This is a genomic window from Agrobacterium tumefaciens, from assembly GCA_025559845.1.
GTDB lineage: Bacteria > Pseudomonadota > Alphaproteobacteria > Rhizobiales > Rhizobiaceae > Agrobacterium.
In genome coordinates, this window is the sequence record CP048469.1 from 1,826,495 (window position 1) to 1,844,413 (window position 17,919).

A 17,919-nucleotide genomic window follows, 5' to 3' on the forward strand; every position below is an offset into this window, starting at 1 on the left:
CTACGCTAGCAGTTCGTCGTCCACACTCGCACCCGCCTCGATATCTTTTGCTGCCTCTCGTCGCTTCGCGGCATCGCGTGCCTCACCCTGCACGGCTCGCGCATGCAGCGCCAGCGATCGGCGAAACGACAGAATGGAAGAAGCGTGCATCTGGACGATGGCCTTGCGCGGGTTCGCCAGCGGCGTCCCTTTCTCGCTGTATGCAACCGAACCTTCGGTGCGGAGCAGATCCTGCTCCCTCACAAGGTCGGCCATCGTGCGCGCCAGCATCGCGGCGATCTCAAGCTGATGCGCCGACCATTCGGCGCGGGCGTATTCAGCAATGACGTTCTTGAAAAAAGGTACGTCGCCGTCGTCGAGCGGCACGTTTTCAGGAAACTCAATCTCCTCGGCGGCCGCAGAGGCAATCCTCACGGCCTCAGCAACGCTGTCTACGCGGCTCTTCTTCTCAGACATGCGAAATCCCCTCGCGCACGCGCGCTTGCGCACGCGCTAGGCAAAAATCTGTGTTTGCACTTGCGTTGTGTTACCTCGGCGGTCCTTGGCCGGTCGGCCCTAGACTTCCGATGCCCCCCTACCCACCGACATCGACCGGATATCCGTCGACCCCAATCACCACCGCCTGCTGGCCTCGCTCAATGCGAGCCTTGAACGTGTCGTGGCATGGAGCGCATAGTGATTGCAGGTTACCTGGGTCGTAGAACAAAGCTTCATCGCCCTTATGTGGCTTGATGTGGTCACACACCGTAGCCTCGGTGACATCCTCAATGGCCAAGCAGAACCGACACAAAGGCTCGGCAGCAAGATGAGCCTCACGAAGTCGCGCCCATCGTGCTTTCTTGTAGAGACGACGGTAAAGTGCAGCTTCTGCTGAGCGGCCGTAGGGGTTGGGCATTGTGTTGCCTGTGAGTATGTGGCGGTGCGCAGCTGGAGTTGAACCAACATCGACGGTTTTGGAGACCGTTGCCTTACCGTTAGGCGATACGCCCTCAGAAAACAAAAGCGGCCCGCTCAACCAGCAAAGGGAACGGGCCGCACGATCACCATGCAAGCGGAGGAGTACGCGCATGGGATTGGTTGCGGAGGTGAGATTCGAACTCACGGCCTTCAGGTTATGAGCCTGTCGAGCTACCAGACTGCTCTACTCCACGTGATAGTTACCCAAAGCTCAGAGGCTGCAACAAGTGCAGCATGGCGATGGGTCCGACGCTTAGAGCGCTCGGAGCGTGGTGGGGTTCGCAACTACGTTGCGCCACCCCTTCACATTACTCTCTCCGAGATCGCGGAATTTAAACACGTCGCCCAAGTTTTTCTATTGTCGCCATTAGATTGTCATTTGCTGCAATAAGCGCTCGTTTCCCACCGCCGTTATATTTGGCGTACTTCGGTGACTGCCCTACAGCGACACCAACGTCCTGGTATGTCTGCGCTGTTTTCACCGCCTCCAATACAACCCTGTCTTCGTCCTTCAACTCATCGACCGCGTCGAACCATTCCTTGCGATCAGCCATCGCAGTAACGATGTCCTGCCACATCATGGATCCACCGCCAGCGCATGTGGTCTTTTGCATCCCCAGAAAGCTATCTGCGATCTTGGCCGAGCCACACGGTAGTCCATCAGGGCAGCGAGTGAATGTAACCTTGCTCATGTCGGTGTTGGCGTAAGCCTTGGCTAGCTCCGTTCGCGCCTCGTCTGCCGTCATTCTCACGCGCGGCCCTTTATGCTTCTTACCGGTAAGGTATCTGGCCTTCTTGGTGTCGAGCATGTCAGCGAAGTATTGGTTGCTTTCGGTGACCTCTTGCGGGTTGTCGTCTCCACCTAACGCAACATCCACCTTGTCGCGAGATCCTAGCAGTGAGCCTGCCGGCATCCTTGCAGCGTATTCCTCCACACCGCCATCAATGGTGAGGCGATAAGCCTTCTCAGTCTGGGTGCCGTCGCTGAACCGCAATTTACCGATCCGGACTATCTGCCCTGCTTCGTTGCGCTCAACCTCGCCTGTTGCCACGTTCTTCATGATCTCGGCCACCGATGGGGTAACCAGCCTTTTGCGATCGTGCTTCAGGTCTTCGATTTCATCCGGGTTGTTGTCATTCGCTGGAACGACAGACCAATTGGTCTGTAGCGGCTCAGGGTCGTGATCTGGCTCGGTCACGAAGCGGCGGACTGCCGCGAGCTGCTCTGCAAGTGATCCGTGTCTGGTCATATCGTCTCCCCTGTGGTGCTGACGCGTGGTAGGCGCCTCTACTGCTGCTTTGTGTTGTCGTTGTCGGCCAGCCAGCCTTTGACCAGTGTTACCGCCTTGCTGGCAGCTTCTGCTGTGGACGTGAACCGCACGACCTCAACTGGATGACCAAGTCTTGCGAGTGATGCATGTCGATCAACCTGAGCCGGAGACAGCCGACCTTTACCGACCTTGTTCTCGATCATCCGCAACACGCCGCCCTTGAGATAAATCCGCAGATCAGCTTCGCCTGGCGTCATGCCGGTTGCGATGGCGTCAGCTTGGGCGCGCGGTCCGCGCTTCGCGCTGTTCATGTCGCCTGCCAGCAGGAACTGGCGGCCGTACTCTGGGAGCGAACGCAGGGCTCTGACTTGGGCAGCCTGCCCTTCGCTTTCCTTGATCGGGGCGTCGACCACGGAGACCTTGCCCTTGGACGAAGTACGGATGACGACACGCTTGCCGTTGATGCGGGTTGTTTGCTGCATGCTGGCCTCCTCTGGTGGTGTGGTGTCGTGGTGGCGACACACATACTTTCAGCAAGAGGGTCGAAAACGGGTAGTCGAATTGTGAAATATTTTTTAGCCAAAAGAAAAGACCGGCGTTCAGCCGGCCTTTGGACTAGTGCTCGTCACCGCGATGCGGACATCGCTTCATCAGCTTTTTGATCGTGCGCCGATCTCCGCCGAAGCGATCCATGACCTCGACGGCCTTTGGCAGACTGACCGAGTATTCCTGTTGCAATTGCTCGACGGTGTATGGCTGCGTTTCATTGTCTGGCATTGCGGCCTCCTTCTGACCCGCAAATGCGACCACCCTGATTCGAGTTCCATTCAAAAGGCAGGTTGCATATCAACCGCCCTTATGCCCGCCGCCCGTTGCCCAGATAAATCATCTTGAGAACCGTGCGCGCGGCACACCGCCCTGCACGGTTGCACGTGTAGGGGTATATATTAAATATATACCCTACTAAACGTGCACTAACCGGGCAGCGCTGTGCAGGTGTCTCCGCCCGGATGTGCACAGTTACTGCACGGATAGAATTTTGGTATCCGTGCAAACTTTAACGCGAATTTTATGATGCTTCTTGGTTGTATTGCTGATTGTCGTTTGCGGCTTCGGTCTCGTACCAGAACTCGTGTAGATCGACGCCATCGAAGATGTTGAAGTTGTGGTGGATGAGCCAAGAAATCTGCTTAACGGTGAAATGCGGCGCAACGCCCTGGGCCGTCAGGCGCATTATCGTTTTTTGATATCGCCACTCGTCGATGGTCTTATCGCTCTTTTCAGAATTGCATTGTGCGCACGATGGCACGAGGTTTTCCAGCCTGTTCGAGCCGCCGCGTGACGAAGGAATCGCATGATCAATGTGGTACTTCTCGCCGAAATTCACCCCGCAATAATAGCAAAGACCACCCGTTTTTCTAAGCACGGCCTCCTGTACCATAGGTCTAACGGCGTGCCACGGCATAGTTGCGTAATTCATTAAGCCTCCCTCGGCCAATCTTTCGGCCGGTATCCCTCGTCATACGCAAGCATTAGCAGCGCGACGTGCGTTGGTATTTGGCGTGGGTTCTTTTCGCGCTCATAAGTGCTGACGGTGAGGGCAGTCGCGTATTGTAGAACCTGCGAAAGCTGGGCCTGCGTGAGGCCCAGTCTCTGTCGGATTGCTCGGAATTCGGCGTTGGTCATGCGGCTTTTAATTCTGCCTCTCGACGAAGGCGCTCCCTAACTGCACGGTCCTGTATCTCGATCTCACGGCTGCGGAGCAGAAAACGCTCGCAGAAGTCGCGGTCTTCTTGCGCCAGTGCGTAGGTGAAAAATGTGCCCTGTGACATGAATTTTGGATCGCGGACGATAGCGATCATATCGTCCGTGTAATCGTTGTTCCAAAACTCGTGGTCGGTGAGCGCCGGGCGTGCAGTTTCAGCCATCATGCGAGCCTTCTTGAGTGCTTCCATATGGGTGATATTCACGCTTAAGCCTCCTGCTTTCGTACAACGACGTAGCCCTGCGCCTCAAGGTGGGCGGCAACCATATCAGCGACAATTTTGTCAGTCGTGCACGTTTCGCTAACTATCAGACGGGCCGCGTTGTTTGTCAGGGCGGTCACAAAGTATGTCATTACTGTCTCCTCAGTGGTGTTGGTAAGTACGCATATAGGCTAATACGACTAGTAAGTCAATAAGCCTACAAAAGAAAAAGGGGCCGAAGCCCCTATTCTTGCTTGTACCGCCTTTTCACGCCGCCCTCACAAACACCGCCAGCTCCCGCCTGACCGGATCCCGCTCCTCCCGCTCGACCAGCGCACCTTCACGCATAAGGGCAGTCACAAGACTGGCCGCACGCTTGCGCTGCACGCTATCGTCCAAATCCAGCCCCACAGCGTACGCGACAGCGCCGCCTACCCAGTTCTTGGCCTTCGGTGACTTCTTGTAATCGGACGCGCTCACAGCCGCCAGAATGGACGCACGCTGGTCTCCTGTGAGGTCGCCTGCTACATCCTCGGCGCTCGGCCACTGCCATTCCGTCACCACCGGCGCAAAGTCCTGCGGCTGAGCAAGGCCGGTTCCGTTGCCAAGCGGCGTCGACACCAGATGACGCCACTCCGCCTTATGCGAAAGCGGCGTCAGGTTGGACTTTCCATAGGTCGTATAGAAGTAGCCGAATCGGTCACCTTCGCTAATTCCCGCATCCTTGGCTTGATCGGCCGACATCCGGTTAAGGACGCGGACGGAGCGCGCAGCACCGATCAGTGACACGGCCCCTCGAGCATCTTCAACTGTCGCCTCTCGGTCAGCCACCTTGCGCAGGTGGTGCACGATGTCGATCGAGCAGTTGGTATAGTCGGCGATCTGCGCCCAAAGCTTAGCCACCTTGTCGATCGCGCCGTTGTCGTTCTCATTGACGCCGTGCGTGGACACGAACGGGTCGACAATCATTACGTCGATGCCATTGCGCTCGATCTGCTCGACCACCGCCTCGACGATAGGCTGCTGAATACGCACACCAGCCTTCTTGTCTTCGATGGCGACGACAAGCTCTTGCTCGCGGCCGCTATCCAGAAAGAGATGCCCTTCAAGGTCGGCAGGCTTGAGCTTGTAATGTATGCACGCCGCCATGATGCGACGCTCCATTTCGTCGCGCGGATCTTCGGCGTTGAATATCCATGTGCGCAAACGCTTCGGCGGCTTGGTACCGAGCAGCGCCCTGCCCGATACCATCGCCATTGCTTCCGCTATGCTGGCAGACGTCTTGCCCAGACCGCCTGGCGACACCGTGACGGACACGTACTTGCGGATGAAGTGCGATCCGTAAGCGAACTCGCGGCGTGGCAGGGTCTTGGGGTCGATCCACTTGAACGCCGTTGCCGTGATTGGTGATTGCGTTTCTGGCGCGTTGTCGTTTGCGGGTTCCCCTGCGCCAGGGTGGCCGGCAAACTCCTGTTCGCGTTCCTCATCTTCCCGATCGGTAACATTAGCTTGGTTCTGCGGCACATCTTCCCGTACGGTAAGGTCGTCGTCTACGGCAGCAGACTGCTCACGCAACCTGCCTTTCTCAAGCCCACGCTGGATCATGCGCGTGATGTCCACCAAACGCGTGTTGTCGTGAGCCGGGAAGTCAGGTTCCGGAATGTGGCGTGGGTTTTGAATGCCAGCCTTCAGGCCATTCTCGATGGTCTTGCAGCAACGTGACCAGTCCCTTCCCCATCCACGTGCGACGTCTTGGAGCAATGCGCGCGCCTCTGCCTCGCTGAGCGCACCAGCGCCGACGATAGTGCCGATCGAGAATGCTGCGTCGTTGAGCGCGTTGTTGCGCGTGCCCATGGGAGCCCCAGCAAGGTCCGCCAGTTCTCGGTCCACGGCTGCATCCACGTAAGCGTTGTTCGTGGCCGCCGACAGACTGTACTGCGTATGGGCTGGCGCGGACTTCGGCAGCAGAAGGTCGAGCAGCCAAGCCGGCGCATCCGCAATCTCGCGCGTTTCCGTTTCCCACTTGTAGGAGCGCCCATTGGCCATCGTGCTGCCAGCGGCCAGGACGTAGCCGCCCTCGGACCGGATATCCACACCAGCACCAAGAGCGCCGCGGTTGCGCGTGCCCACGACGTACTTGAAGTAGATGTGCAGCCCGCCGTTCGGGCTCGTCACGCGCGCCGTGTCGGGCAACGGGCCGTGCTCGGCCTCCATCTCAGCCAGCCAGTCGAAGCCATTAGCGCCGCCCGGCTTGTTGTCGATGTCCAGCGCAAAGAAGCCCGTCTTTTCACCTGTTGGCAGACCAACGGCGGCGTCCGGCCAGTCCGACCACCATCTCTCGATTATGCGCGGAAAGCGCGTTGCGCCTTTGAATCCGTTCGGGGTTAAAGGTGTCTTTTCGCCTAACGTGACGATCTCGCCGGTTGCCTGGTCGACGTGCTCCTCGGCGTGCGATCGGCAGGGGAATACCGGAAGACCTTGGGCGACATAATGTTGTGCTAGTTCAAGCGGCGTTTGCGTCATGCTGCGTCCTTTTCAATGGCCGAGAAGTACCGATCCCAAAGCCAGTCATCCAGTTTCACCCACGTCTTGGCGAGCGATCGGCGCTGTGTCCGACGCCGTATGAGCCACAGCAGAAATCGTGGCCACGCTGGCATTGGTGGCTCCGTCTTACTGGTGCACCATGGGATACCCGATGACGTGGACTCAGGACGATTTAGTTGCGCGGCGATGATTGCGGCCCAAAGTGCTGGGTTCATTAGGCTGCTTCCTTGAATGTGATGATGTCGTTGGCAGGCATCAGTTTATGAATACGCTGACCGAGCCACACAAACTTGGGCACTGCCCAGCTGTTGCCTAAAGCCTTGCTTCTAGGTTGGTCTGCCGCAACCTGCCCGCGATATGGGATTTTCGTATAATTGTCAGGAAACCCTTGTAGGCGCTCATGTTCCAAGGGGGTTAGGTGCCGTACACCATACCCATCAACAACATACGTTTCTCGGTCATCGAGAGAACCCGGGCCTCGTGCTGTAAGACAAACCGACACGACCTCCGTTCGTTTCGGCGTAGGACGCCAAGCAGGGCCTTCTTGCTCAAATAATATTTTTGCGGCGGCGGTGGCATCTCCAAGACATCCAACAACGACGACACGACGACGTTGCTTGGCGCTTCCGAAAAACTGAGCGTCGAGAATTCTGTAGGCGAACCCATACCCGCACTCTGCCAGCCCCCCGAGGAAGGTTCCAAAATCCCGTCCTCCGTTAGAAGACAGGACACCGACAACGTTTTCCCAGACGATAAGCTTCGGCTTATATCGTCTAGCGATAGCGAGGTATGTGAGCATGAGGCTGTCTCTCGGGTCTTCAAGCCCCTTCCTAAGACCGCCGACGCTGAAAGACTGGCAGGGTGTTCCTCCGCAAAGAAGGTCAATTGCAAAGTCTGGCCATTCCTCATATTTGGTCATATCTCCAAGGTTCGGAACATCTGGGTAATGGTGCTTGAGTACGGCCGACGGGAATTTCTCGATCTCCGAGAAAGCCACAGCCTTCCAGCCAAGCGGGTGCCAAGCAACCGAGGCGGCCTCGATTCCTGAGCAGACAGACAGGAAGCGCAGGCCGGTGTGATTGTCATTTACCGCAATAGGCGGGTTCATTTTGATCTCCTCTATATGGTGTGGTCTTGCCTTGGTCCGGCAAACCAAATATTGTGGTTTCTGCAGATGCCGAATCGGTCACAACGCCCTCAGGAGGGGCGAACCCCATGGCTTATCTGCAAGTAGCCAACGAAATCGCTGGCATCCTTTCCTTCATAATTTTGGTCTACGTGACATGGCGCTAAAACGGCGCCTCACTCAGCGCCGCCCGCAGCCCCCGCGCACAACCCTCCCACGCAGCCTTGACCATCATGCGCTGCATGAGCTCGTCGAAGTGCGCCAGGTCCGTCACGCCATGCTCGGCGATGTATTCGCCGACGGCATCAACGCCGGCATCTAGGGCACGCAGCTCGTAGTCATCGAGCCGATCGATTTTCTTGTAATTATCGATGCCCACGGCGCACCTCCGGCAGATGTAGTGAGGGTCTTTGTCGCGGCTGCTGGCGTTCACGCCAATCCCGAAGGCGTGCATGCCGCAGACAAAGCAGGTGGTGGGGTTATGGTCGGCGTCGACCGTCGGCGTGTGCTGTCTTGGGGTGGTCGGGAGTTTGGTCATGCTGCCACCCCAAATAAATCAGCTGGACGATTGTCATTCGCGGGTACCGCAGATGAAACCACGCCCTTCTCCGAAGCGCCTATCGCCCACGCAATTCGAGCAGTTGCGATAGGCACGTATTCGTCCTCGCGCTCGCAGCCGATGAACTGGAAGCCCTCGAGAACAGCCGCCTTGCCCGTTGAGCCAGAGCCCATGAATGGATCTAGGACAATGCCGCCAGGTGGCGTAATGAGGCGGCAAAGCCACTGCATTAGCGTGGTGGGCTTTACGGTTGGGTGGGTGTTTGCACGGAGCGTCTTTCCACGCTGGTAGGCATTATCAGCAGCGACGGCCCGGCCGTCGCTCGTCGTCGCTTTTGTCGCGCTTTCCAGCCCCGCATCCCGGTCCGCACGGCTGGCCTTGGCGCAGTAGAAGAAGCGGGCTGCTGACTTGTCCAGCTCGATGCGTGGGGAGAAGCGCTCGCGCGCACCAAAGTCGCCGTAGATGCCCTTGCTTGGGCGCTCGCCGTGTTTCGGCCCAACATAGCCCTGCTGGCCCTTTGCGTCTGGGAACGCCGCCAACACCTCGTCGCTGCCGTCGTGGAGGATGTTAGCTGGCCAGCGTCCGACTACAGTAGACCTGCCGACGCTAACCTGCTTTGCACCTATACCATAAGCGCCTAGGCCCTTAGCCTCCGTGGAATCATTGCCGCCTTCTCGAGCTATTGCGTTGAGATTTTCCCCGCCCTTCAGGTCGTATGTTCGCTCCTCATCCCCAATCCTGCACCCATCCACGTTGATTGCCCCCACACCCCACTCGGCCAGGTTCGCGGCAACCGTCCCGCACAACGGCTTGCGAGCAAGGCAGATCGGCTCCCATGCAGGCTTGAGCGCCGTGCCCCATCCCTCCCAATCGCCATGCTGATTATGCGACTTCGGAAACCCCGACCCGTAGACCCAGCCCAACTGGTCGCGAATCTCAAAGCCCGCGTCCTCGATGGCGACAGCCATGCGGTGATAGGTCCGCGTGCCGGAGAACGCGACCACGTGGCCACCAGGCTTCAGAACACGCAGCACCTCGGCCCAGAACTCCTCGGAGAACGCGACTTCGCCAGTGTCCCACTGCTTACCCATGAAGCCGGCCGCACCACGCCCGTAAACGTCCTTAGCCGGCGCAGAGCCCGGCTTGCCAAATCGCTTCTGAATGGACACCAGCGCGTACGGCGGATCCGTCACAACGCTATCGATGGAATTATCGGCCAGTCCGCGCAGAACGTCGCGGCAGTCGGCCTGATGCAGCACGACTCTGCCGTCGTGCATCGCAATGCTCGTCATATTCTCTCCTCTTATGTGGTGTCCCCGCCGAAGCGGAAGCCGCGTTGGTGGCGCGGTGGGTGTCCAAAAAATGTATGCAGAAATTGGTCAGCGTTTGGCAGTGCCGCCGTAATCTGCGCCGATAGGACCATATAGGCTTATTGTCCACTCCGGCCCGTAGCTGTCAGCGCATGCTCGGACCAGGCTTTCTTCCTCGTACTCACCTGTTTCAGGGTCTTTTCCCATACCGTAGAGCGTCATGTTCTCGAGCGGTAGTTGGATTTCGCCGGTGTCGTCGTTGCGGGCCACGATGATGTAATGGCTACTGCTCATTGAGACTTTTCCTCCGAATTCCTGACGCCGCATTGCGAAGGCCAGCTGCGCTCGCGCCGTGATGGGTTGCTGCGACGGCGGCCTTCAAGTTGACGTGTGAACCGACGCGAATGTCGTTCGCAATCTCGCGGCAAGCCTTCTCCTGCTTGTCATGCCACTGCGCGGCCAACTCATAGCCGCGCGCCTTGTCTTCGCGCACCTTTGCATTCGCGGCGATGATGCGCGCAGCCTGAACAGCTAAGCTACCGTGGGCGATCATGTAGGTGGGTTTGGTCATGCGACCTTCCGATCTGGATTTGGCTTAGTCGCACTCCACCGGCCGTGCTCGGCCATCTCTTCGAAGGAGAGCCGAGCATCCAAGCATTTGTCGGTCCCCACATACTCCATTCGTCCGAATGAATTGAACTCAGAGGCGGTGACGAAACCACCGAGAACCAACTCCTTAATGGCCGACTCGGCGCGGTCGCTGAAAACGCTTTGAGCGCCAACGCCGCCAATTTTCAGTGAGTTCTTTTCCCCATTGGCGAAAAAACATGTCACCAATACGCGTGCATCCATTGAAATATCGGTCATCACGCCACCCTCACGCTGATAGTTTCACCCGCCTCGCCCATCCGAGCACCAGGAACATCTGTGCCAGCCTTGAGAAGTTCGGCAATCGCCTTCTTGTCCGGCGCGGTCGTGATCTTCACGACGTTGGATGGCAACAGCGCTTCGTCGATGATCTCAACCGATGCAGCCTTCTTGCCGATGGAGATGGTCGCCTCGGCCAACGGCACGCGCGGCACGCCAGCAGCCTTCAGCAACTTAAACATCAACCCCCGAAGCGCTTCCTTTCGCCGCTCGGCGCGAGACTTGCGCGCTTGAAGGTCGGAGATACGGCCAGCCACTGCTTTGGCCAGGCTGTCGGCGTCGCGCTCGCCGTTGACTAGGCGCGTGAGGACGGCGTGGAAGTTGGTCTCGCCTTCAAGCATGTCGGCGCGCAGTTCTTCGTCCGCTTCCAGTTCAGGATAGGCGGCGAGCATGTCGGCGAAAAGTGCTTCTAGGTTGGCAACGTCGGCGGGTAGGAAGTTGTCGTTAGCTGGTTTGGTCATGCTGAGACCTCCGGCTTTATAAGGCGTGGGTATGCATATGGGTGGGCGCATCCATCATCAGGGATGATGATGACGAAGTAGTCATCGCCGCTCGACGAGATGCCTGGCATGCCGCCGTTCTCCGCGATCACATGCTCACGCGTAATGGAGAAGACGTCGGCGGTAGGAAAGAAGCCACGGCCTTCGTATTTCCACTTGCCGCTTTCCTTGAAGTATAGGTAGGTGCAATCCTCTTGTCTGGTCATGCGGACACCTTCACGAAATCAACCGATTCCGAATAGTATCCGTTCGAAGTACCGTACCAGCGAATGTCGACGTGACCTTTAATCGTCGCAAGTTTGTAGAAGGTCCAAGTGAACGATTCATCGTATTCATTTGCCTTAGGAAGGTCAGCATTACTCACTTCCTCGGCAATGAGGATTGGATTGCCTACAAGGCCTTCCAAGTCACCCTCGACGTCTTCAATGTACACTGACTCGCAGCAATCCTGCTCGTGGTACATTTTGAATGTCTCGCCTGTATCGGTGACGAAAACTATCTCATCTGTTGATCTTCTGACTTCAGCAAGTGTTTTTCCAACAAGCGCGGAAAGGTCCACGCGGCTATCCCAGTAGCTCATACTAAATCTCCTCGATGTGGTGACGCCATTGGTGTGGCGTGGGTTTAAACGCTAAACCGCTTTTACAAATTTGTCAAGGTTTAGCTTGCTCAAAAAGGCACATCATCCCCCATCAACACCTGCCAATCTTCCTCATCACGGTTGTCATTCGCTGGCGACACACGATTGTCGTTGGCTGCGCCAACCACGTGGCCCACGACATCCCAATACTTCTGGCGTGGCTTCACCGTAATCTCCACCGTGTCGGCCAGTTCCGACTGCCGCTCAATCCACTCCAGCACTGTCTTGGGAAATGGCATCTTGCCGCCATGCGCGCGCCAGTAGCGGTCGGCCTTCGACTTCGGGAACCCGCTATGTTGCGGGCAAATCCACTCGTTGATCGCCGTCATGCCGACCATGTAGCTGACCTTCACCGACGGCGGCTTATCGCCCTTCCCTTCGTGGTAGTAGAAGCTGCGCGATGTGACGGTGCGGGGTTCTGGTGGAGCAACGCTTAGAACTGGGACATCAGCTGCCTGTGCAGTGATCTTCACCTCGTCGCTTGGTGGGAAGATGTAGCCGCAGCAATGGCATGTCATCCGAGAAATCGGAATCTGTTCTCCGCATCCCCAGTTCCCGTTTTCGTCAGTCACACCACCGGGCGTCTCTTGGGTAGGGCAAACCTTCTTAGGTTGATCTCCCTCCCCCTTTCCAGGCGCGCGCGGGCTGATCTGGTCGATAGGGCCGTGATAGGCAAGATTGCGACCGTGATCTGCTATGAGGCAATCATCTTTCCCGGGGCAGTTGCGCGTGCCTCGACCAAGGATCTGCACGAGCTTGCCGGGACTCTTCGTCGACAAGATTAGGCTGATGAAATCGACAAAAGGAAAGTTGGTGCCAGTTGTGATCATGCTGACCGAGCTGATTGCCCAGTATTTACCAGACCTAAACCCCTCGAATATTTCTTTCGTCTGGTGAGCGTTGTCGCTTGTCAGCACTGCGCATGTGCGGCCATGCCGCTGAATGGCGTCGGCAACATGATTAGCGTTCTCCTTGCTGGTGCTGAAGAAAAGGCCAGCTCTACGATCTGTCGATATCGCCATGTCTTCTGCGATTGCAGCCTCAATGATTTGCTCTGCGGCGGCAGACACCTGACCTGGAATGTACTCGCCTCCGCGCGTTCCAATCCCTTTCAGGTCGATTTTTGACGTCGTTTTCGTGCTGGTGAGGCGCGTTAGGAACCCCTTCTCAATGCACTCGCCAAGGCCGATTTCGTAGACTACGTCATCGAACAGCTTAAAGCGGATAGGCACGCCGGTCGCTTCATCTACGGTGTCATCATCGTCGAGGTCATCGGTCAACCGGCCCGAATCCATGCGGTAATCGGTGGCCGTGGTGCCGCACGTCCTGCTGTCGGGATTGTATTTGCGCACATCCTTGAAGAACTTGCCGTATTGCGTGTTGGCGTTGCGGCTGATGCCGTGGGCTTCATCAACGATCACAAGGTCGATATTGCCAAGCAACTCGACCTTATTCCACACAGACTGGATGCCGCAGAAAAGCACCTGCGCGCGAGCATCGCGGCGCTTCAGGCCAGCCGAATAGATACCGGCCGGTGCAAACGGCAGGAGACCTATGAACTCCTTGAAGTTCTGCTCCACGAGGCTTGCACTATGGGTAACATTGAGGATGCGCATGTCGGGGTAGTCTGACAGAAGTTCCTCAATAAGTTTGGCAATCACAAGGGCTTTGCCAGCACCTGTGGGCAGAACGATAAGGCCGTTGCCACCGCCATTACGCCAGTACTCGTACAGCGCGTCCAACGATTCACGCTGGTAATATCTGAGTTCAAGCATTCAAGCCGCCTCCCGAAGAAGCCCCTGCACCCGCGCACGCTCCCTCACGACGAGCTGACGCACGCGCTCCTTTCCAATGCCGTAGTCCTTACCGATCGCCTCAAGGGTTTCGCCCATCGCCACACGCAGAACCATCTTGCCGCCGCGACCGGCGAGCAATGTCAGGACGTGCGCAAGGTCTGTCCCATTCTCTTGCGAAGCGGCAACCGATCCGGGCACTTTCTCGAATGCCGAGATGCTGATGACGTCGGCGGATCGCGACTTCGTGGAGTTTTTCTTGATGTGCTCCTGAGCGGCGTTGCGCACGCAGAAAGACGCCCACGTCCAGAACGTTTCTGTTTTGCAATTGCGATGGCGCTTGAGCATCAACAGCATTGCCTGCTGAAACAACTCCTCTGCCGCATCATCATGCTTTGCGATTTTGCGCGCCAAGGCTCTGAGCGCCGGCTCGTAGGCCAGAAGTTTGCGATCGAACTCGGCCGATCGAGGATTGTTATCATTTGCGGCAACAGGGGTCATTGTGGCTCCTCTTGTGGTGGTTCAATCCGCGGTGATGGTGGCGCCTGGCGTAGGGGTGTTGTCGTTGGCGTGACTGAAATTTTGTCTTGGTCTGCCTCTCCTGCTCTGTGGGACGATTGGGCCCCCTACATGCTTCCACTGTCGACCTCGAACGATCATGCTAATTGCTGCGTCTGGAACACCGAAAGCAGCCGCAAGCGAAATGTTTGTTTCGCCGCGATACGCTCGCTCCCTAATCTCTATGACTTCGATTTCCTTGAGCTTCGCGGTGTTTACGCGTTCACCCCTCACGCTGCGTCCGTTCCGATGGCTGTCCTCTCCATTTTCCTTATGCGTGCCCCAGTACAGATTCGTGAAATGATTGTTGTCTTTGTCATCATCCCTGTGACACGAAAGCGGTCGATCCACAGGCGGGGCGCCGTGCCATGCCTCACAGACAAGCCTGTGCACCATCGCCCTCGATCTTTTCCCGTCTTCAAAGAGCGTAACTCGATGATGCCCATCCTTCGTGATTTCATGTTTTATAATCCTTCCCGGCAGAGACCATTTCTGTTTCCCCGGGGAGATACGAGTGATCACGCCGCTCTCTGATATCGAGTAACTCGGAAAACCGGGACAGATTTTAGTTTCCTCGATCACGCCGTCGCACCGTCTCTCCACATGCGACCGTCCGGCATTTGATATTCTATCCATTCTTCTTCCTCTGATGAATCGACCTGAACTCCACCAGGCACGAGAGCCGGGATCGTCAGATGGGTAGGACAGCCTTCCTTCTGCTCGTCGAACGAGATCGGCTTTGCCCATCGTGCGCAGGACCAATGACCGTCGCCGCCCATCTCCGGTGACGAGTGAATGCAGGACCGACAGGTGACGCGTGGCCATGCGTCCTCCTTGCAGACAGGCTTGTGCTTGCAGAAGGTGCATTCGAACCAGTCTGCGGCCTCATTGATGCGCGACGGCGGCTCTGGCGAATTGATGATGCGTTCTAGCCGCGCCAGCAGACGCAGACAGAACTCCGGATCGTATTCGATGCGCTCGGCGTAGAGAGTGTCGTCGTCCTTGCAGCTGACGAGATAGAGGCAGCGCGACAGACCAAAGGCATGCATTCCGAGCTGGCACTGTCCGTAGTGAAGCGGTTTCGCCTCCTTGCATCCCTTCTTAATGATCTCCTTCATGCCCTTGGCATTGCTGGATTTGAATTCGAGCAGGTGCTCTGTCTTCGGTGCCTCGACAACGCCCATGGCCTTGCCGTCGCACTTGCCTCGAACATGGCCCTGCACCAGCCTGATCTTGTCCTGCTGGCCGTAGACATCGACTCCAATGCGCTCGAGGTCTTCAACCAAGCGTGATTCCTCAAGATTGCCGGTTTCGAACAGACGCAGCTGGCGGCCGTGATGTTTTTCCAGTGGTGAGGCCCAGCGGAAGGCGTACCAAAGCGCACGGTCGCAGGGGTTGTTGGCCTCACCAACGGATATGCCGAGGCTATCCCATGACGAGGCTGCGGCTTCGTATGCGGCGTAGATCGCTCTGACCGTGCTGGATTCGGCGCGAGGTAATGGGGCCATTATGACCCCACCCCAGAAGCAAAGAGTGGTGTAGAAAAGAGAGCCGACGGATGACCGCGTTTGTCGCCAGACTGGATGTAAGTTGTCCATATCTCCTTGCCGCCGCGAGTGACGGGGTGAAGCTCTGCGACATCGAAGTGCTCGACCTCAAGCTCGTCGGCTTCAGGCTCAAAATCGTCACGATTGACCTTTTCCTCGACGAGACGCTCGGCGTCGTCGAGTGTTTCAGCCTCGACAACTTCGGTGCCTCTGCCTTGGTAGGTATAGCTCACCATGAAACGACCCATCACGACACCCGCAGCGGCATAAGGACACCGTCCCAGTTGTCATTCTCACCTGTGATCACCGCAGGAGACATGCCTTGCGACAGGGCAAACTTGACTTTACCGGCAGGTAGAGAAGACAACATGTCGCGCAGATATAGGCTATTCAGGCCATACTCGATCGGCTCCCCGCTGTAGTCGGCCGCGACTTCGTCGGCCGCCTCGCCTGCATCGGACCTTGCAGAGAACTGGATAGAGCCTGGCGCGATCGACAAACGGACACCCTTGCTCTTTTCGTTACTGACGGTCACGACACGATCGGCCGCGCGCATCATCTCGTCTCGGTCGACGGTGAAAACCTTGTCGTTCTGCGTCGGAATAACGCGCTCGTATTCTGGATAGACGAGGCCGATCAGCTTTGTGATTATCGACATGTCGTCGCCGACAACTCGCAGCTTTTCAGCGCTCACGCCGACAGTGACATTGCCCTTAGGAATGACCGTGACAGCCTTGTTCGGGATGATGATGTCTTCGAAATCTGACGCTTCACCACCAGAGATACGGGCCAAACGGTGACCATCGGTAGCCACAGCTACAAGTTTTCGATCAAGCGAACGCAACAGCACGCCATTGAGCATTTCTCGAATGTCGTTCGTTCCAGAGGCAAAGGAAACGGCGCCGAGTAAGCTGGAAAGGTCAGCCGTAAACTCCTCGCCATAATTATCATCCCCGAATGAAGGGAAGTCGCGCGCGTCGAGTGTCTTCAGCGAAAACCGGCTGCGCCCAGACTTCACGATAAGCTTGTCGCCATCAAGCGAGATGGAAACGTCAGTTGAGCCAGCCTTTTTGGCAATTTCGCCGAATAGCTTGGCTTCGACGCAAATGTCTCCTTCCGCCAATACATCGGCTTGCGCTCGCGCTTCTGCCAGGATGGTCAAGTCTGTCGCCATGACTGTAAGGACGCCATCCTTGGCCGTGAGCCGAAGGCTAGACAGTATTTCAATGATGTTTCTGCTTTCGACAACGCGGCTCACGGTCGAAATGACGCGAGCTAGTTCAGATCGACTGATCGTAAACTGCATATTCGTCTCCTCAATGTGTGGTGGTGCCTGCCGTGGTTAGCGGCAGGCTGGATGGTGTTAGGCTGCGAAAGAGAACGGCGACGGTTTCTTCGGCGGCTCGTAGCCGATCGGATAGCCGAGACCATCCTCGCCTTCATCGTACCGGCTCTCGTCGAACTGCTCGCCCTTCAACTCAGCGATCTTCTTGAGCAACCCGACCGCGCTGCCTGGCTGCTCTTCGTTGTCGTTTGCCACCCACGATTCCTTGCCCTCATCATCAACTGTAAGGGCGGATATGGCCGCATCAAGAGAGAAAGGCGTGCCTTCCGTGCCGAGAACGACTTTCTCGCCGTATGCGCCGCCGATCTGGTCTTTCAGCTCTTCCCACGTGTCGATCTTCACCTTACGGCCCGCCAACACAATTTTGAGCACGTCGCCCTTGCCGATCGTGTAACCGCGATCCTGATACTTGAGGACGCGTGTCGCTGACGCCAGCGGATAGCGTGTGCCAGGATGAAAGCGAAGGAAGCGCTGAGAGTTGTGCTTCAGGAAGTCGTCGTGGAATGAGAATTCGTCACTGTCGAAATCCAGCGCACCCATGACGACGGTAAAGTCGAACGCGTCGAAGATATCCTGCGCCGTCGGGAAAAAATCGAAGTGCATAAACTGAACTGGTGTTCCGCCATTGTCTGTGAACGTCACAGCACGCTTTGTCGTTGAGATGCACCAGAACCCGTTTTCGTAAGATTCAGCCACTGCATATTCGAAAGCCTCTCGGCTCTTGAAGTATACGTCGACGTCGTTGATGTCTCTATTGGTGAAGACGCTCGTAACAGCTCCGCCGGCCGCGAAAGCGCCGGGGATTGGGTAGCATTTCTCTGTGATCTTTCTGGCTTCCGCCTTGTAGTTCGTCATGCAAATCTCCTCAAACGTGG

The 17,919-nt window shown here is 57.1% G+C and carries 23 protein-coding genes and 2 tRNA genes; all 25 read right to left on the reverse strand.

Annotation, left to right across the window (positions count from 1 at the left end):
- The 25 genes from FY156_09275 to FY156_09395 all read right to left on the reverse strand — a co-directional run bounded on the left by FY156_09275 (position 1) and on the right by FY156_09395 (position 17,899).
- On the reverse strand, positions 1-456 hold the full coding sequence (locus FY156_09275) for a terminase small subunit (protein UXS01645.1): 456 nt from the start codon (positions 454-456) through the stop codon (positions 1-3).
- Positions 457-574: 118 nt separating this feature from the next.
- Complete coding sequence (locus FY156_09280; GenBank protein ID UXS01646.1) at positions 575-895, reverse strand: HNH endonuclease; 321 nt, start codon at positions 893-895, stop codon at positions 575-577.
- A 19-nt stretch (positions 896-914) separates the two neighbouring features.
- Positions 915-989, reverse strand: a tRNA-Trp gene (locus FY156_09285).
- Positions 990-1,074: 85 nt separating this feature from the next.
- Positions 1,075-1,151: transfer RNA gene (locus tag FY156_09290), tRNA-Met, on the reverse strand.
- 138 nt (positions 1,152-1,289) lie between these two features.
- Entirely contained in the window at positions 1,290-2,207 is a 918-nt protein-coding gene (locus FY156_09295; protein UXS01647.1) for a hypothetical protein, read from the reverse strand.
- A 38-nt stretch (positions 2,208-2,245) separates the two neighbouring features.
- Positions 2,246-2,710: a VRR-NUC domain-containing protein gene (locus FY156_09300; GenBank protein ID UXS01648.1), complete on the reverse strand. Its 465-nt coding sequence runs from the start codon at positions 2,708-2,710 to the stop codon at positions 2,246-2,248.
- Positions 2,711-3,297: 587 nt separating this feature from the next.
- The gene (locus FY156_09305; protein UXS01649.1) at positions 3,298-3,708 is read right to left on the reverse strand and encodes an HNH endonuclease; all 411 of its coding nucleotides are present in this window, start codon (positions 3,706-3,708) and stop codon (positions 3,298-3,300) included.
- Between the two features lie 202 nt (positions 3,709-3,910).
- Positions 3,911-4,198 (reverse strand): hypothetical protein, encoded by a 288-nt coding sequence (locus tag FY156_09310; protein UXS01650.1) that lies wholly within the window; start codon positions 4,196-4,198, stop codon positions 3,911-3,913.
- Between the two features lie 264 nt (positions 4,199-4,462).
- Complete coding sequence (locus FY156_09315) at positions 4,463-6,718, reverse strand: AAA family ATPase (GenBank protein ID UXS01651.1); 2,256 nt, start codon at positions 6,716-6,718, stop codon at positions 4,463-4,465.
- Positions 6,719-6,953: 235 nt separating this feature from the next.
- Entirely contained in the window at positions 6,954-7,808 is an 855-nt protein-coding gene (gene dcm, locus FY156_09320; GenBank protein ID UXS03099.1) for a DNA (cytosine-5-)-methyltransferase, read from the reverse strand.
- Between the two features lie 220 nt (positions 7,809-8,028).
- Positions 8,029-8,403: a hypothetical protein gene (locus FY156_09325; GenBank protein UXS01652.1), complete on the reverse strand. Its 375-nt coding sequence runs from the start codon at positions 8,401-8,403 to the stop codon at positions 8,029-8,031.
- On the reverse strand, positions 8,400-9,683 hold the full coding sequence (locus tag FY156_09330; protein ID UXS03100.1) for a site-specific DNA-methyltransferase: 1,284 nt from the start codon (positions 9,681-9,683) through the stop codon (positions 8,400-8,402). Before FY156_09330 ends, FY156_09325 begins: the two co-directional genes overlap by 4 nt.
- Before the next feature lie 120 nt (positions 9,684-9,803).
- Complete coding sequence (locus FY156_09335) at positions 9,804-10,028, reverse strand: hypothetical protein (protein ID UXS01653.1); 225 nt, start codon at positions 10,026-10,028, stop codon at positions 9,804-9,806.
- The gene (locus tag FY156_09340) at positions 10,018-10,305 is read right to left on the reverse strand and encodes a hypothetical protein (GenBank protein ID UXS01654.1); all 288 of its coding nucleotides are present in this window, start codon (positions 10,303-10,305) and stop codon (positions 10,018-10,020) included. The genes FY156_09335 and FY156_09340 overlap by 11 nt, the downstream gene beginning before the upstream one ends.
- Positions 10,302-10,601 (reverse strand): hypothetical protein, encoded by a 300-nt coding sequence (locus FY156_09345; protein UXS01655.1) that lies wholly within the window; start codon positions 10,599-10,601, stop codon positions 10,302-10,304. The genes FY156_09340 and FY156_09345 overlap by 4 nt, the downstream gene beginning before the upstream one ends.
- On the reverse strand, positions 10,601-11,122 hold the full coding sequence (locus tag FY156_09350; GenBank protein ID UXS01656.1) for a hypothetical protein: 522 nt from the start codon (positions 11,120-11,122) through the stop codon (positions 10,601-10,603). The genes FY156_09345 and FY156_09350 overlap by 1 nt, the downstream gene beginning before the upstream one ends.
- Positions 11,119-11,367 carry a hypothetical protein gene (locus FY156_09355; GenBank protein ID UXS01657.1) on the reverse strand — a complete coding sequence of 83 codons (249 nt, stop codon included), beginning with the start codon at positions 11,365-11,367 and terminating at the stop codon, positions 11,119-11,121. The genes FY156_09350 and FY156_09355 overlap by 4 nt, the downstream gene beginning before the upstream one ends.
- Positions 11,364-11,741 carry a hypothetical protein gene (locus tag FY156_09360; GenBank protein ID UXS01658.1) on the reverse strand — a complete coding sequence of 126 codons (378 nt, stop codon included), beginning with the start codon at positions 11,739-11,741 and terminating at the stop codon, positions 11,364-11,366. The genes FY156_09355 and FY156_09360 overlap by 4 nt, the downstream gene beginning before the upstream one ends.
- An 89-nt stretch (positions 11,742-11,830) precedes the next feature.
- Positions 11,831-13,576: a DEAD/DEAH box helicase family protein gene (locus FY156_09365; GenBank protein UXS01659.1), complete on the reverse strand. Its 1,746-nt coding sequence runs from the start codon at positions 13,574-13,576 to the stop codon at positions 11,831-11,833.
- A complete protein-coding gene (locus FY156_09370) occupies positions 13,577-14,095 on the reverse strand; it encodes a sigma-70 family RNA polymerase sigma factor (GenBank protein UXS01660.1) in 519 nt (172 codons plus the stop codon).
- A 21-nt stretch (positions 14,096-14,116) separates the two neighbouring features.
- The gene (locus FY156_09375; protein ID UXS01661.1) at positions 14,117-14,734 is read right to left on the reverse strand and encodes an HNH endonuclease; all 618 of its coding nucleotides are present in this window, start codon (positions 14,732-14,734) and stop codon (positions 14,117-14,119) included.
- A complete protein-coding gene (locus FY156_09380; protein UXS01662.1) occupies positions 14,731-15,660 on the reverse strand; it encodes an oxidoreductase in 930 nt (309 codons plus the stop codon). The genes FY156_09375 and FY156_09380 overlap by 4 nt, the downstream gene beginning before the upstream one ends.
- Positions 15,660-15,935 carry a hypothetical protein gene (locus FY156_09385; protein UXS01663.1) on the reverse strand — a complete coding sequence of 92 codons (276 nt, stop codon included), beginning with the start codon at positions 15,933-15,935 and terminating at the stop codon, positions 15,660-15,662. The genes FY156_09380 and FY156_09385 overlap by 1 nt, the downstream gene beginning before the upstream one ends.
- Before the next feature lie 11 nt (positions 15,936-15,946).
- Entirely contained in the window at positions 15,947-17,005 is a 1,059-nt protein-coding gene (gene dnaN, locus FY156_09390) for a DNA polymerase III subunit beta (protein ID UXS01664.1), read from the reverse strand.
- A gap of 57 nt (positions 17,006-17,062) precedes the next feature.
- Positions 17,063-17,899, reverse strand: coding sequence for a hypothetical protein (locus FY156_09395; protein ID UXS01665.1), 837 nt, complete (start codon positions 17,897-17,899; stop codon positions 17,063-17,065).
- Between the last annotated feature and the right edge of the window lie 20 nt (positions 17,900-17,919).

What these genes read in the sequence shown, in the direction of transcription:
- FY156_09275 (UXS01645.1), bottom strand. Translation starts at nt 456, where the DNA reads ATGTCTGAGAAGAAGAGCCGCGTAGACAGCGTTGCTGAGGCCGTGAGG.
- FY156_09280 (UXS01646.1), bottom strand. Translation starts at nt 895, where the DNA reads ATGCCCAACCCCTACGGCCGCTCAGCAGAAGCTGCACTTTACCGTCGT.
- FY156_09295 (UXS01647.1), bottom strand. Translation starts at nt 2,207, where the DNA reads ATGACCAGACACGGATCACTTGCAGAGCAGCTCGCGGCAGTCCGCCGC.
- FY156_09300 (UXS01648.1), bottom strand. Translation starts at nt 2,710, where the DNA reads ATGCAGCAAACAACCCGCATCAACGGCAAGCGTGTCGTCATCCGTACT.
- FY156_09305 (UXS01649.1), bottom strand. Translation starts at nt 3,708, where the DNA reads ATGAATTACGCAACTATGCCGTGGCACGCCGTTAGACCTATGGTACAG.
- FY156_09315 (UXS01651.1), bottom strand. Translation starts at nt 6,718, where the DNA reads ATGACGCAAACGCCGCTTGAACTAGCACAACATTATGTCGCCCAAGGT.
- FY156_09325 (UXS01652.1), bottom strand. Translation starts at nt 8,403, where the DNA reads ATGACCAAACTCCCGACCACCCCAAGACAGCACACGCCGACGGTCGAC.
- FY156_09335 (UXS01653.1), bottom strand. Translation starts at nt 10,028, where the DNA reads ATGAGCAGTAGCCATTACATCATCGTGGCCCGCAACGACGACACCGGC.
- FY156_09340 (UXS01654.1), bottom strand. Translation starts at nt 10,305, where the DNA reads ATGACCAAACCCACCTACATGATCGCCCACGGTAGCTTAGCTGTTCAG.
- FY156_09345 (UXS01655.1), bottom strand. Translation starts at nt 10,601, where the DNA reads ATGACCGATATTTCAATGGATGCACGCGTATTGGTGACATGTTTTTTC.
- FY156_09350 (UXS01656.1), bottom strand. Translation starts at nt 11,122, where the DNA reads ATGACCAAACCAGCTAACGACAACTTCCTACCCGCCGACGTTGCCAAC.
- FY156_09355 (UXS01657.1), bottom strand. Translation starts at nt 11,367, where the DNA reads ATGACCAGACAAGAGGATTGCACCTACCTATACTTCAAGGAAAGCGGC.
- FY156_09360 (UXS01658.1), bottom strand. Translation starts at nt 11,741, where the DNA reads ATGAGCTACTGGGATAGCCGCGTGGACCTTTCCGCGCTTGTTGGAAAA.
- FY156_09365 (UXS01659.1), bottom strand. Translation starts at nt 13,576, where the DNA reads ATGCTTGAACTCAGATATTACCAGCGTGAATCGTTGGACGCGCTGTAC.
- FY156_09370 (UXS01660.1), bottom strand. Translation starts at nt 14,095, where the DNA reads ATGACCCCTGTTGCCGCAAATGATAACAATCCTCGATCGGCCGAGTTC.
- FY156_09380 (UXS01662.1), bottom strand. Translation starts at nt 15,660, where the DNA reads ATGGCCCCATTACCTCGCGCCGAATCCAGCACGGTCAGAGCGATCTAC.
- FY156_09385 (UXS01663.1), bottom strand. Translation starts at nt 15,935, where the DNA reads ATGGTGAGCTATACCTACCAAGGCAGAGGCACCGAAGTTGTCGAGGCT.
- dnaN (UXS01664.1), bottom strand. Translation starts at nt 17,005, where the DNA reads ATGCAGTTTACGATCAGTCGATCTGAACTAGCTCGCGTCATTTCGACC.
- FY156_09395 (UXS01665.1), bottom strand. Translation starts at nt 17,899, where the DNA reads ATGACGAACTACAAGGCGGAAGCCAGAAAGATCACAGAGAAATGCTAC.